This is a genomic window from Arthrobacter sp. T572, from assembly GCF_056780115.1.
The window spans coordinates 1,158,121-1,172,407 of sequence record NZ_JBRAZQ010000002.1; the positions used below are offsets into that span (position 1 = coordinate 1,158,121).

Consider the following 14,287-nt stretch of genomic DNA (forward strand, 5'->3'; position numbering starts at 1 on the left):
CCTGGCTGGCAAACCGCTCATATTCGTTACCGGGAGTTTCTGTGGAGTCCGAAGAAAACGCTGTCGTTGTTCCGCTAGTCCCCTCGCGCGAGGAGCTAAATACCGAGACAATGCTACGAATGCTGATGAACAGGGAAGCCATTATCATCAGCTCTATTCCCCGCGATGCGAAAGCCAGTCCGTCGGGACTTGTCGCGCAATCTTCCGGGGCATTTGCTAAGGCAATTGGGCAAGCAGTCGGGCAGGCTGGTCGAGCCGCTTCAAACGACGGACTGTATCGGGTGATCCTGCCGACAGGGTCGGTTGCGAGGGACCTCGTTCCAGCTGTAGGCGGTGGTTTTCGCGGGCTAGCCCGCGCAGCCGGGTCGTCAAAGATCGCCGGACACGTCCGTCTTGTTCCAGCAGCTGCTGGCACCGGTGCCGCTGTTGCGGCTGGACCGCTGATTGTCACGGTAGGACTCGCCGTTGCTGGCGAGATGTTGGCGCAACATCAGATGAACAAGAAGCTGGACAGGATAAACGACGCTGTGTCTGGGGTGCAGGTCAGGTTGGACGAAAATGAACGGTCCATCCTAGTAACAGCTGACCAACAGGCTCGGAAGGTAGCCGGGTATCTCTTGGATCAAGCGCAGATTCCGTCTATCTCCTCCGCTGCGCACGCTTTTGGTGACCTAGACACACTGACAAACACATACATAAATCGTCTTGACCGGTGGCTCGGCATCGCAGGAAAATACGGCAAATCGGACCGAGTTCACGGCCCAACGCTTATGAAGGAGCTTGCGGACAACAGAGAAAGTGAAGTGCGGGAATTCGAGCAGATGATTACCCAGACTTATCACGCCCTTGCGCTCCGAGGACGAGTTGCGGTGCTGGAGAAAATCGCCGCCGAATTCTCAAACGGCGACCGCTCGCTCCCCCACGTCGAAAAAGTCGTCCGCAGTGAGCTTTCGGCAATCGCGGACAGACAGTCGCAGCTTGTTGGTCTCGTTGAAGACCTAAGCGTCTTGCCGATCGATTCCAGCAAAGTACCCGTTGCGATTGCGGGTAAGAAGGTTATCGAGGCACGAGCCAGCTTTGCACGCCTTGTCAAAGCATTGCATGCAACCCCGGACAGCCTGCCTCTTTTGACGGATTCTGATCAGACGGTTCTTGAACTCGCTCCTTCGCCCGAAGGCCTTTCGGTCATCGCTCCGATAAGTTAGTCGCGCGCTTGAAACGTTTGGGCAGTCGTGCGGTCGGTCCGTCGTCGTCGCATGTGGTCCCAAATTGCATGGTCCAATTGCGAAGGATTCGCGCGTAGTTGCTCCGCTGCTGACCGCAGGGCGAGGCCAGCAGCTGCCGCATCCAATTCCCGGCCAAGAACGTCTGTAACGAATCTGCCAATCCACGTGTCGGCCTTAACTCCTGGAAATCCGAGCAGCATGCAAAAGTAATCCCAGGTCACTGGCCCCAAGCCTCGGATGCCGGTGTAAAGCTGTCGCTGAACTTGATCGTCTGGGTTGAACGCCACCGCGCCAAAGACTTCAGCTTCGTGAAAGGCTCTTGCGGCATCTACGATAGCTGCGGCTTTCAGTCTTCCGCCTGACACGGCGTTTCCCACGACGCCAGCCAGTGCCTCGGGTTCGTAGCTGGATAGGTGTCCTATCCAGTCGGGACCTGCGCCCTCGGCTATTGCCTTGTACCTCGCCACTGCGCCCACCACGCCGGTTGACCTCCCGTTGGAGTGTGTTTTCCCATAGCGAGCGCGGATGGACATAACGGCGTCGACCAGAGCGAGGTCCGGTCGCCCTGGGTAACCTCCCGGCCATGCAATCCACGTGCTTTGCGGTCCCAGTGAGCTCAGGACTGCTGTAGCAAGCTTGGCACCTTCCGAGGCAGCACTGTTTAGGGTCATGGGATTATGAATATCACAGACAAAGAACGGCGCGTGCAAAGAAGAGTGCTGGAGGAACGATATTGGTGATGGTAGGAAGCCTGTAACTTGAAGGCGTAAAAACAAATCAACCTGCTTGGATGTGCGTCTTACGAGCATGCACGGAGGTTCGTGATAAGTGTTGTCCAATGCATGAGAGCGTGCGCCCTCTGTCGGAAGTCTTTATGATATTCGGCGGTCACGTCCTCACGATCCGACCGACACTCCAAGGGGGCACAGATGGTTCACGCTGATAATGGAACACTAGCCGGCGTTCTCGAAGGTAAGAAGCAGTATCAGGTCCCTCTATATCAACGTGTCTACTCTTGGGGTAAGAAGCAGCTGGAGCAGTTGTGGTCGGATATCGTCGACTTGGAGCGTTCAGTTGCTTCGGATCCAAAGTCGTCGCATTTCATCGGATCTCTGGTGTTAGCCAGCAGTCCGGACTTCGGCGCGATTGGTGTGAATAAGTTCCTGGTTGTTGACGGTCAGCAGCGGCTAACCACGCTCACTCTCTTGCTTGCCGCCCTCAGAGATCACATACGTGAGAACGGGGACGACGAACGGGCACATGGCATTGATGCCCAGTATTTGATCAATGTCTTTGACAAAGGCAAACCTCTCAAGGTGTTGCCTACACAGGCCGATCGGGCTGCTTATACGGCGGTGATGAACCGGGCACCTCAGGCTGGCGGAGAGGACGCAATCGGTGAAGCCTATCGATTCTTCCGTTCGAAAATCGCTGCCGCCGATGATCCTGATGACCCCAACGATTTGGAGCTGCTGGAGGCCGCGGTTGTGGGCAAGCTTGCGCTTGTCGTTGTCACCGCGGAACCAACCGACAACGCCCACCGTATCTTCGAATCCCTCAACAATACGGGCTTACGTCTGACGCAAAGTGATCTTTTGAAAAACTACCTGTTCATGCGGCTCGGCGAACGTGCCGAGTCAGTCTACGCCAATGTTTGGCTCCCATTGGAACGGAATCTGGATGCGGAGAACTTGGAGCTGTTGTTCTGGCTGGACTTGGCTCAGAGGGATGAACGCGTAAAGCAATCGGAGACCTACCTCGGACAGCAGCAACGCTTTGAGAATCTGCAGAATGTCGATGAGATTGAGACCGAGGTGGGTCGTATTGCTCAGCTTGGCGAACTTTTGGCGACGATACTCAACCCTACCGGCGAGAAGCATGTGGAGATCCGACGCAGACTCACGAGGATTCGGGCATGGGGTTCGACAACTGCATACCCCGTGGTTATGAGCATCCTTGCGAAGCGGGCCACCGGAGAATGCAGCGACGACGAAGCTGTGAGGGCGTTGACGGTTTTGGAGTCATACTTCGTGCGGCGGATCATTGTAGGACGTGCAACAGCAAGCTTGAACCGCACCCTCCTGCAGGCTGTTGGTTCCATAAGCGCTTCGGGGCCTATTGATGTATCGCTTCGAGATTTTCTCTCCCGTGGTCGGAAATACTTCGCTACGGACGACCAAGTTCGCGAAGCGGCGCAGACCGTCGCCTTCTACTGGCAGGGACGAGGAGCGCAGAAGAAGCTCATCCTCCAGTGGCTTGAGGAGGCCTACCGGCCAAAGGAAGTTCTGGCACTTGATCCTAAACACTTGACCATTGAGCATGTCCTGCCCCAGACGATGTCAGACGCGGTTCGTGAGACTTTCGGGGGCGGGTTTGGTCCAGGCGTAGACATTGACTACGAGCACGAACGAGTGGTGCACACGATTGGCAACCTCACCCTGAGCGGGTACAACAGCGAGCTCAGCAATAAGCCATTCCATGAGAAGCGTCTGATGCTGGCAGACAGTGGAGTCTTCATGAACCAGAAAATTGCCGCCAATAGCACTTGGGGTGTCGACGAGATCAGTGTCAGAAGCGCCGAGCTGGCCGAGAAGATTATCGAGCTGTGGCCGGGCCCCGACGAGAACGTGACTACTGGTGACGAGCCATCAGTGTTCCGTAGCCAAATCGCGGCTATCGTCGCTGCCATTCCGGCAGGTCGCTGGACTTCGTACGGCGACGTTGCGATCGTGGCCGGTACTTGGGCTCAGCCAGTTGCGGCTGTGCTTGCCAACTTCCCCACCGCAAACGCATGGCGTGTCCTTCAGAGCGGAGGAAAAATTTCGCCAGGGTTTCGATGGAGTGAAACCGATCGCTTCGATGATCCGCGCCTCGTACTAGAGCAAGAGGGTGTTCGCTTTGATGCCGAAGGACATGCAAGTTCCGAGCAGTTCATGAGTGCGGAGGAGCTCGCGGAGGCTGCAGGTCTCGAAGTGGACGAGGAAGTCCTTGCCGCTCGTCGTGCAAGGACAAAGGGGCAGGGGACCGTCGGCAGTAAGGGCACTCTGAGGGATGCGCAGCTTGCATTCTTTGAACGAGTGAGAGCTCACGGCCTCGCACACGCGCAACACATTGCGACGTGGCGAAAGCCTGCTCCTAACTATTGGTATGACGTTAGCGTCGGAGACTCGCGCGGAAATCTGTCGCTCCAGGTCCAATCACAAAAGAAGATCGCCACTGTTCTCTTCTGGATCAACCACGATAAGAATCTGTATGCAGACCTGCTATCCAAGCGCGAAGCCATCGAAAGGGACCTGGGGTTCCCGCTCGAATGGGATGACAGGCCTGACAGGAAAGCTTCAAAGCTCGGTATCAGCCGCCCTGGAAATTTCTTGGATGAGGACCAATCTGAGGATCTGGTCGAGTGGCTGGTACGGACCGGCGACGTATTCGCCCGAGTTTTGCAAAGGTACCTCTAGTGACTAACTCGGGCGGCTTCTACCTCAGCTGCATCTCCAGCTGCGCGGACGGCGCGACCTCGGCCAACGCGATCCTCCGCTACAACATCGCCCAGCAAGACTCCCGCATGGGCGGCGGCAGCAGCGGAGCCGGCAAGCACTAGATCTACAACAACACGGAACAACCTCTTCGTTGCGCCGGGTCGTGCTTGAAGACGGCGTCGGCTGTGTATGCGAACAATGCGTACTTTGGCGGGATCGTGCCGCCTGCGGGGGAGCCGGGGTCGGTGTTTGATGATCCTCGGTTGGTGGCTGGGGGATCTGGGCAGTCTCGCTTTCGGTGCCCGGGTATCGGTTGTTGTCCGGCTCGCCTCTGCTGGAGGCCGGCGCCATTGTAGCGGGCGACGGCGGCCCGGATTTCTTCGGGAATCCCACCATGGATGCCCTATAAATTGGGAAATGTCCGGGCAGCCCTCGAACGCCTGAAACGAGCGGAGCAAGTGGTGGGAATCCGCTGCGTGCAGGCGCACGCCAACCTCGGCCGGGTGTCCACTCGTGTGTCTGCCAGGCTTTCCGGGACTGTGCCCATTCCGATTGCGGAACCTGCGCACCGACTGTAGACAGGGCGGCGATGTCGCCCCACGGGGTTTGCGGACAGGGAGTAGCTTTGTGACGGGATGGGACTTCTTGCCCGAGGTCAGCGGCGTTCACGGCCGCCGTCCAGGACCAAAAGAAAAGAGGCTAGAACTTGGCGGATTTCATGAACAAGGAGCAGCGTAGCCGTCACATGTCTAAAATCCACTCGAAGGACACCAAACCTGAGCTACTGCTTCGCAAGGCTCTTCATGCTCAAGGATACCGATATCGACTGCACACTAAGGGCCTCCCTGGGCAACCGGACCTAGTTTTCCCCGGCCGGCGAAAGGTTGTCTTTGTGCATGGTTGTTTTTGGCATGGGCACAGTTGCCCAGTTGGCTCTAGATTGCCGAAATCAAACACTGAATTTTGGGCAGAAAAACGTGTGAAGAATCAATTGCGCGATCAGGTTCAAGTCGAATCACTAATCGAGTTAGGTTGGCAGGTTTTGATTGTGTGGGAATGTGAAATCAAAGTAGATCCGAACCTAGTCGACAAAGTCAAAGGGTTCTTGGACATCCAAGATCGGCATTCTTGAGGTGTTGATGAGCGCCGGTCCTGCAGGTTTCCTGAGATCATGGAACAATGGTTGCGGGAATAGGTCAGAAAAGTGCTTTCTATTTATTTTGAACAGAGGCCCCCGCTCGCTGACTTTGTTCCCCTTTCTGAAGATCAAGTGGTCAACGGTGATATTTCCCGCCGACAGCATGGGGCCAAGCTGTTGGAGAATGGGCTTGGTCGTCTGTGTTACGGAGTGGAAGTGTATGGATTCTAGGTCACCTTCCCTCCGGGACGTAGCCTTCACCCAGAACGTATCCGCGTGCTTTTCCGCCAAAGATTGTTTTAGATCTTCAAGACTCCAACTGACGGGACGAGGAAAATCTCGATTTGCTGATATTTCGTGTAGCAAACCTTCCTTCTCATCAACCATAAGACTGAGCCCCTGAGAGTTCACAACTTTAGAACTCACGGTGCAATATAATTTGAAGTCCTCTCCGCGTTGGTAGCCAAATTTCTCTAGCATCTCTCGCGAGCTCTTCATCTGGCTGATTTCCCAATTTGGAACTTTTGCAAACAAGGTTTGACTGCGGGTTGTTGAAGCGGCACGCGTGGATTTAATCTCCACGCCCTTATAGTCCGGGGCTTTACTTGAATTTGCCTTAATTCCTAGCAGCGTTTCAAGTAGGTGACCAACACCGGTATCACCGGGACGCATCGATGTGATATACCCCTGAGCGGAAATATTTCTGAGCATGTCCAGAAGTTCTTCAAAAACGCTTTCGCGGCTACTTATCATTGGACTAAGTAGCTCGCGGTAGCCCCGAAGGCGTCGTACCGCATCGTCAAAGTTCACCTTAGTGGCGTTGAGGACCCAAATGTGGTCTCGATTCCAGAGACTGACCAAAATATCTCCAGGAGAACAATGCTGCTTCAGCCGTGAGAACCATACTCGGGGGTCACCGCTCTTAGTGCGAGGACGATACACGGTGCAGGGGGCGTCTATGATTTCTCCGGTTTGCGTAACGATGCGTGCGGGGATTGTCCTTTTCTCCGCCGGTCCCTGAGCCTGAACCGCGTAATCGTGGATTCCGACATTAAGGAGAAATTTCCTGTATTCTGCCGTAGCGTCCATGATGCTCTTGCCCAGCCCAGTGGTGGTCGGCTCGAGTAAGCCAAATTGGATCCCAAATCGGGTTAGGAAGCCTAGATTATCCAGTTCAAGCTGGGTCAGCTCTCTCATTCTCTGATTCCCCCAGAATAGTTGCTATGCGATTTCCTACAGCTAAGGATAGCCACGGAGATACGGCATTTCCTACCTGGGAGTATTGAGGTACCTCCACGCGGCGCCTGTGAGCGCCGGTTGTCTCCTTCCCAAGGAACTCGAAGGCCTCCGGGAAACCCTGAAAACGTGCAAGCTCCCGAACGGTGAAAATCCGAGGTTCTACCGGATGGACGTAGTCATCTGGAAGCGTCACAACGGTTCTAGCCGGTTGATGCCAATGGAGCACCTTCTGGGAATGCTTTTTCGTGCCAAGGTCCAAAACTAGACGACACAATTCCTCGAGGCTTGCTGCAAGATAGGTGCCATCGGGGGCTACTGCAGGTATGGGTGCGTCCACGAGCTGCTTCTTTACGTAAAGCTCGGCATCGGATGCCGGCATTGCTGCCGCTCGGCTGATAAGCCGTTGATCTAAACTACTGTTCGCCAAGTACTGGTACAACCTAAAGCGTTGGATCGTGCGTGGAGCGTGGTTTCGTGGGGCGTGATTGGTTTCCCTAGCTTTCTTCTTTGGTCGTAGTTTCCAGGCTGGGCTTCGCATCTCTAGCTGATAGCTCCTCGAGGAGACGCCTTTCTTGCCCTTTGGCGCATGCGGCGAGAGGTCCGCGATAGCCTCTGCCACGGTTCTGACGTCACTTCGCGCCGCCGTCGGTACTGGGGCTAGATCCGGAAGAGGGTAGACCAGATTGTCAGTGAAGTCCGACTTCCAGAGGCTTCCAGTGGATGTGATCCCGTGCCGTTCGGCAATGTCTGAACGTACTGCGATAATCATCAAGCGCGGTCTGTGCTGGGGAGCGCCGTAATGCATGGCGTTGACTTGAACACCCTGTACGACGTAGCCGGGGTCCGTTTCGGCCAAGGCGGTTTGTAGCTGAACGAATGAAGATTCGGCTTGAGAGCTGAACTTCTGATTCATGCCCACAACGTTCTCGATGACGACAGCCTTCGGCGTGGTGCGCGCCACAAATTCCAGATACTCCCAAGGGAGCTTGTTGCGAACATCTTCAGGGTTGCGACGTCCTGCCAGAGAGAATCCTTGGCAAGGTGGGCCTCCGACGACGAGGTCGATGCCCGATGCCCCCAGCTCTTCCATGATTGCGTCTTCGTTCAGCAGCACATTTAGCTCGCGAACCAAAACGCGCTGCTTGACCTGGTCCGCCACCGCTGAGGCTACGTATCGGTTCCATGACGGGAGGTCAGTTGCGTCGTCCACCAGGTTATGGAAGAAAGTTCTCGCTGCCATGTCAGATTTCTCCACAGCAACGACCAGCTCCCCTCCTGCGCGCTCGATACCAAGGGAGAGGCCGCCACATCCGGCAAACAAGTCTACATATTTCATCACCCATCTATTCTGACGCATGGCTACGCAAAAAAGTCCAGGTGGTCCTGTGCAAGCCGAGGTGCGGCACCTGTCGGAGCATTCATCTCGTCGGGAAGGAGACTGTTTCGGTCATGGATCACCAACCAGCGCAGACGGCTGACTCAGCGCGGGCGATGCCCTCATGTCGTCAGCATGTTCACCCGCGACATGTTTGGGCCGGCCATTCGACAAAGCTTGTTAGATCGGGAAAGGGGCCACCCGACTCGGTCCTAGGTGGTTGGGCTGTCGAGGGAGCGTGTAAGGCCAGGTACGGGGAAGGGGTGGCGGAGTTCGCCAGTATGAGGCCGTGAGGGTACCTTGAACAGCTTCGCCGTTGACTTGTCGAAAGCCGACTGTGTGTTGGGCATTTGAGGAATCATTTGAGAATGCCCGAGTAGCGGCGTGTCCGTCAGGGGCGTGGCCTCGGCTTCGGCAGTGTTAACCACGGCGCCTTTGATGAGTGAACGTTGGGCTGCCAACAAGGCGATTGCCACCCGTTATGCCCGATCGGACCGGGTAGCAAACAAGCGATGCTGGACGAGTTGTGCGTGACGACGGGCTGGCACTGGGACTACGCTCGGAGGGCGTTGCGTTCAGCACGGGCGCTCAGACCCGTCAGGCCCGACCCCGGCGGCCTCTGCTCCACGGGGAAAGCCCGGTCATCGAGGCGCTGCGGTTCTGCTGGGAAGTGCAGGGACACCGTGCGGTCGGCTGTTAGCGGCAGCCTTGCCGGATCTGGTCCCACGCCTGCACAGTTGCGGCGCAGCTAACCGGTGACGATTGACCGCAGGTTCAAAGCGGAACGGGCGAAACTCAGCGCCCCGGGGCCGGTCGCGCGCTGAGCCGGGCACACTGCTGAAGGACTCCGCTGAGGACCCGGGCCCATTCGGATGATGCGGTGGGGGTGTGGAGATGGATCTTGTCAGCCACAAGGGTGGCAACAGCAGGGTGAGTTATGTTTTTGACTTGGACATCACTGACATCGCCACAGGCTGGATCGAAACGCGCTCGGTCAGGAACTAGGCCCAGAAATTGGTGTTCGCCGCCATCAAGTGCGCGACCGCGGCGTTCCTGTTTCCGATGCTGGGCATCGATTCCGATAGCGGCACGGGTTCACAAACTGGGATTTACTGACTTGTTCTGAACAGCGGAACGTGACGTTCATCAGATCCCGATCCGGGAACAAGAACGACGGTGCGCATGTCGAACCGAAGAACTGGCTCATCGCCCGTCAGGCCGTTCCCTCCTCATGACCCTGACCATGGCGAAACAAGGCCGGAAACCGCAGCCTGCCGTCCGGGCAAAATCTAAAGATTCCACGAACCAGCGCCGGGGGCATCCTGACCTGTTTGGAGTAGATCTGAATACGCCATCACGAACTGAGTCGCCAGCGGCGTCTACGGTGACGCCGCAATTCATGAACTCCGGCGGAAGGCCCGCTTCGATGATGGTTTAGAGCCGCGATGTCTCTAGAGATGACGCGGCAGCCGGGCAGACTCAAGAGGTTTGTAGCCGCGGGTGGCTGCCACTTTTGGGCTCGATCGTGGCGGTTGTTCTGTCCGTATGAATAGTTCTAGATAAACATGCCAGTAGACCGAAGGTCTTCGACCTCAACGACAGAAAGTTATTCCTGAAACCGATAGCCTTTTTTGGTAGGCTATGGCGCAATAATTGCTAGTCAACGTCGGTGACGCCGTACGATGAGTCTAACGTCTATAGGTCGAAGGGAAGCAGTGCTACCGTCATTTCATGCAATTCAGTCAACTAGTCTGGATGTTCAGAAAACGTGGTCTCTTGTCAAGGGTGGACTCGCAATTGGATAGTTCCATTCTCCCCGGCCATTGCTTGCCAGGACGCAAATGAGCACTTTTTGAAGTTGGCGTTATACACTATTTGGTTGGAGGCTAGGCCTGAAAATGTCGATCCAAGTCCATGCAGCGATCTCAACCACCTTTGGTTACGACGTGTTGAAGTAGATCTGGGTTCAGAACATGGCTGATAGGCCCTATATCGGCTTGAGGATCGCTGACCTCGAAGGGCTCGCCGGGCAAACCGTTGATGATCCCGCAGTTCTTGGGGCTCTTATCGACGAGCTCCGCTATCGGAAAGGTTCACGTGCGAGGCGGCTGGCATCTAGATTGAGCCTAGATACCATCGGTGAGTACGGAGACGTTGCTGGGCTCGACGAGGGTATCGGTGTGCCGGGGAATAAGTCGCAGTTCTCGCCGGAACTAGGCGACGGCTCTGATTTGACTTGTGCTGAAAATGAGCATCGTCTCCTGCGCTTGAAATACGAGGCCCTCCGAGAAACCTTCACCGCCGAAGGGGAAATACTCGCTCGCTGGGGGATAACGCCTAGTTTGCCGTCACACCTACAACAGTTGGTGCTTGCTGGGTGGCGAGAACTGATGTCTTCTGAGTCCTACGAAGGAGACCGAACTCTCGAGGAACTCATGGCAGATGAACTAGCCGCCGAGACCGAAAGACTATCTGCAACACTTACTCCCGGCCTATCAAGCTCGCGATGGGCCGGTCGAACTAAAAACGCATCGGCCTACTCTGGAGACTCACCATGACGACACAGCTCAACGATCCCAACGCAGCATGGCGTCAATGTGAATTGGCATGGTTTCATTGGCTCCAGGCAGAGCGCTACACAGTCACGTATCTCGGCGAGGCGCGGGGAAACAGTAATAAAACTCGCGCGCCGCTTATCAGTCATAACGGTGTCGCTATGCGTGCCCCGGACTTCCAGACTGTAAAGGCTGGCACTACTGAGTACTGGGAGGTCAAGTTTCGTGGCCGCGCCGAAGTTGACGTTCTAACGGGGACTAGAAGTCACTGGATCTCGTATGACTCCTTTCGTGACTATCTGGCAGTGGCTGATCAAACGCGCTGTAGAGTTTGGTTGGTAGTCTACGAAGCTGCGAATTCCAGGTCTTCTGCTAGATGGCTTCGAGCCGAGGTGCATGAACTCCTACCACGGGGCCGACGTGAAATGCGCGTCGGGGCAGGCGGCCAAGAAGTAGACGCTTGGGTTTGGCCAGTGACCGACATGACTCTACATAATGGTCCGACGGTGCAGCTTGATTCAGGCCGGTTAGGCCTTCTCCCTGAGGACGGGGGCCAGCATCGGGTGTCCGCCCAAGCGCTCGAACCTTTGGAGCGCAACCTTCGAAGGAGGGTGCCCGGCTTCTGTTCGGAAGCCCCAAATTCCGAGGAAGCGGATGGTGATCTCCTACACATCCTGCAAGCTGATCCTATTGTAGGACTGGACGTTTTGAGCCGGCGCTTGGGCATACCGTCCGTCCCTCGCTATTCAGTTTTGAGAATAGATACGAACGGGATCGATTTAGAGGACTTGCTTGGACTGCTTCATTACGGCATCCGAGTATTCGTCATCTCCTCCGAAACCATGCCTCTGGATCTACGAGGGGAATTTGATGTCTTTCGAGATTCGAGATTGCTAGAGTGGGCCGCGATCGGGCAACGTGCGGACTGGCCTAAGCGACAATGGGTCGTTGACGGTGCATTACCTGCTGAAGAAAGGACATATTTACAAGGTGTCCTTGATGCCGCTGATCAAACCGGCGACATCAACTTGCGGCAGTTTGACATTGTCCATGCGGATGCCAGAAGTGATGTTCTCGTGACTGCGGGCGCAGGAACGGGTAAGACGGAGACCATGATGGAACGCATGGTGTTTCTGCTCGCTACCCATGGCGGGAAACTCGACAATGAGTGGCAAGGGCGACCTTATGACCTCAGAGTAGACGACTTCGTGTTGATGACGTTCACGCGCGAAGCCGCACGCCAGATGCGCGATCGGATTTCAACAACACTCATGCTTAGGCAGCGGCTTTGTCACCTTTGCGTGCTTCCGACATTGGCCTGGCTGATGCAGCTCGGCTCTGCCAGGATCGACACGATTCATGCGTACGCCAAGCACGTCGTTCAGATGGGTGGTGGGTTGCTGGGGATAGCACCTGATTTTTCAGTAAGTCGGCAAACGCTGGCATTGCGACGCCTGTTTCATGAAGGGCTGTCGGAACGTATACGAGAGTTGATCGTTAGGCACCCAGTGGACGTCCCGGCCTCCCACAAATGGGAAGACCATCTGGAAGCAATTTGGAACGCTTTGGAGGGTAACGGGGTGGCAGTGGACCCCAACTCAGCAAAACAGGGCCTTAACGAGCCTGTGAACTGGGGTTCGCCCAATCCGACGGAGCTTGACATCGCTGTAGTTGAAGCGGTGAAGCACGCAATCACAGAGGCTGCGGTCAGGTTCGGGAAATTTAATCTAGAAAACCAGTCGATTCGAACAGCACAACTTGTACCTTTAGCGGTTTCCATTCTGAAATTAGGACAACAAGCTAGCATTGATTGTCCGAAATTTGTCTTCGTTGATGAATTTCAGGATACCGATGCTACGCAGATGGAGATGATGGTGGAGATTCGTCGAAGCCTGGGTGTCTCGCTCTTTATTGTCGGAGACTCGAAGCAAGGCATTTACAGGTTTCGCGGGGCACAGGGCAATGCCTTTGATAAGTTGCGGATTCGCATGGAAGAGGAAAACTTACCTATGCCTTCCGAATTTCTTCTAACGCGAAATTTTCGTTCTGGAGCTAAATTACTTGATTCATTGCATTCATACTTCACGCGCTGGGATGCTTCCGGCCTTTTCGAGTACAAATGCGCTGACCGTCTGCTCCCACGACAACTGCCACACGACGTAAGCGCACGAGCTGTTGTCAGTATGGTGTCTAAGACCACCTACGATCAAGATGCAGCTCGGATTGTCGAAAGCTGGAACCGGGAGTCCCCGGCTTCGTCTATCGCAATCCTTTGTAGGCAGAATTCACAAGCTATAAAAGTGCGTGGCCGGCTGCAGGAGATGGGTGTTCCGTGTGAACTACTGGTTGGTGGAAGTTTTTATACGTCACCTGCCGTCCGGGAGCTTTGTGTTTTCCTCCAAGCCGTATGTGATCCAAATGATGACGCCGCTCTGTTACAGCTGTGCGAGACTCGATGGGCTGCGGGCATAGTTCTGGGGAGGCCGCCGAGTGGAGCGGATGCTAAGTTCTGGATGGAAGACTGCGCTCCAACTATGGCGTGGGCCCAACGGTTCGGGTCATTGGCGGCGTCTGATAAATACAGTAGAGACGATCTCAAGCAGCTTCGGGGCAGAGTAGCTTCACTGGGTGGACTGCTGTCAAGAATGCCTTTTTTGTCGTGGCTCACAGAGTGTGTTCGTACTTTCTCACCAGCGACCTCGTCGTTACCCCGAAACGACGATGAATCCGAACGCCGGAGGTACGGACGATGCCTTGACCATCTTGTGACGCTTCTTGATGCAGAATTTATGGAGCGATCGCAAACTTTGATTAGAGTTGTTGAATGGTTGCAGTTGCAGATAGCAACAAATCGGACTGTGGATGAGCCGAGTCCAGATTCGGTCGATCGTGAGGGTAGAATAACGGCACTCACTGTCCACAAAGCGAAAGGACTTGAGTTTGATCGCGTATTGGTACCGCATACCTGGAGCACATTCGATGATCCGAATTCAAGGTCAACAAGAGTTAGTATATTGCGGAGCCAAAACGAACTTCCTAGGTTGGTCTGGCGTTGGCAAATAACGCCGAAGTCTCCGATATTCTCCAATGTTCCCGCTGACGAAGAGTACTTATGGGATGAGGATCAATTTGAAACCGTCAGGGAGGAAGCACGCCTTCTCTACGTCGCTTCTACTCGGGCAAGGGAATACTTGCAAGTTTTCATTCCTCGGAATCATCGTACGCAAGGTCCTCGGGCGCGGATGTGGGCCGACTTGCTAATTGAAGGAGTTTAG

Annotated in this window: 8 protein-coding genes; 6 read left to right on the forward strand and 2 right to left on the reverse strand. The window is 55.3% G+C overall.

The features are described from left to right. The first annotated feature begins 119 nt into the window (after positions 1-119). From ACUYMZ_RS06610 to ACUYMZ_RS06625, 4 genes are all read left to right on the forward strand, one after another. Positions 120-1,205 carry a hypothetical protein gene (locus ACUYMZ_RS06610; RefSeq protein WP_481602512.1) on the forward strand — a complete coding sequence of 362 codons (1,086 nt, stop codon included), beginning with the start codon at positions 120-122 and terminating at the stop codon, positions 1,203-1,205. Between the two features lie 950 nt (positions 1,206-2,155). Continuing rightward, entirely contained in the window at positions 2,156-4,684 is a 2,529-nt protein-coding gene (locus ACUYMZ_RS06615) for a DUF4268 domain-containing protein (RefSeq protein WP_481602513.1), read from the forward strand. Beyond that, complete coding sequence (locus ACUYMZ_RS06620; protein WP_481602514.1) at positions 4,684-4,827, forward strand: hypothetical protein; 144 nt, start codon at positions 4,684-4,686, stop codon at positions 4,825-4,827. The genes ACUYMZ_RS06615 and ACUYMZ_RS06620 overlap by 1 nt, the downstream gene beginning before the upstream one ends. A 596-nt stretch (positions 4,828-5,423) precedes the next feature. After that, entirely contained in the window at positions 5,424-5,837 is a 414-nt protein-coding gene (locus ACUYMZ_RS06625) for a very short patch repair endonuclease (RefSeq protein ID WP_481602515.1), read from the forward strand. On the opposite strand, the gene ACUYMZ_RS06630 is transcribed toward ACUYMZ_RS06625, so the two are convergent. Together ACUYMZ_RS06630 and ACUYMZ_RS06635 are read right to left on the reverse strand one after the other, a co-directional pair. Beyond that, on the reverse strand, positions 5,787-7,040 hold the full coding sequence (locus ACUYMZ_RS06630) for an MvaI/BcnI family restriction endonuclease (protein WP_481602516.1): 1,254 nt from the start codon (positions 7,038-7,040) through the stop codon (positions 5,787-5,789). The genes ACUYMZ_RS06625 and ACUYMZ_RS06630 overlap by 51 nt on opposite strands. Further along, positions 7,018-8,418 carry a DNA cytosine methyltransferase gene (locus ACUYMZ_RS06635; protein ID WP_481602517.1) on the reverse strand — a complete coding sequence of 467 codons (1,401 nt, stop codon included), beginning with the start codon at positions 8,416-8,418 and terminating at the stop codon, positions 7,018-7,020. Before ACUYMZ_RS06635 ends, ACUYMZ_RS06630 begins: the two co-directional genes overlap by 23 nt. Positions 8,419-10,430: 2,012 nt before the next feature. Between ACUYMZ_RS06635 and ACUYMZ_RS06640 the strand changes: the two genes are divergently transcribed. Beyond that, a complete protein-coding gene (locus ACUYMZ_RS06640; protein WP_481602518.1) occupies positions 10,431-11,015 on the forward strand; it encodes a hypothetical protein in 585 nt (194 codons plus the stop codon). Between the two features lie 479 nt (positions 11,016-11,494). Further along, positions 11,495-14,287, forward strand: a complete 2,793-nt coding sequence (locus ACUYMZ_RS06645; protein ID WP_481605826.1) for a UvrD-helicase domain-containing protein — start codon at positions 11,495-11,497, stop codon at positions 14,285-14,287.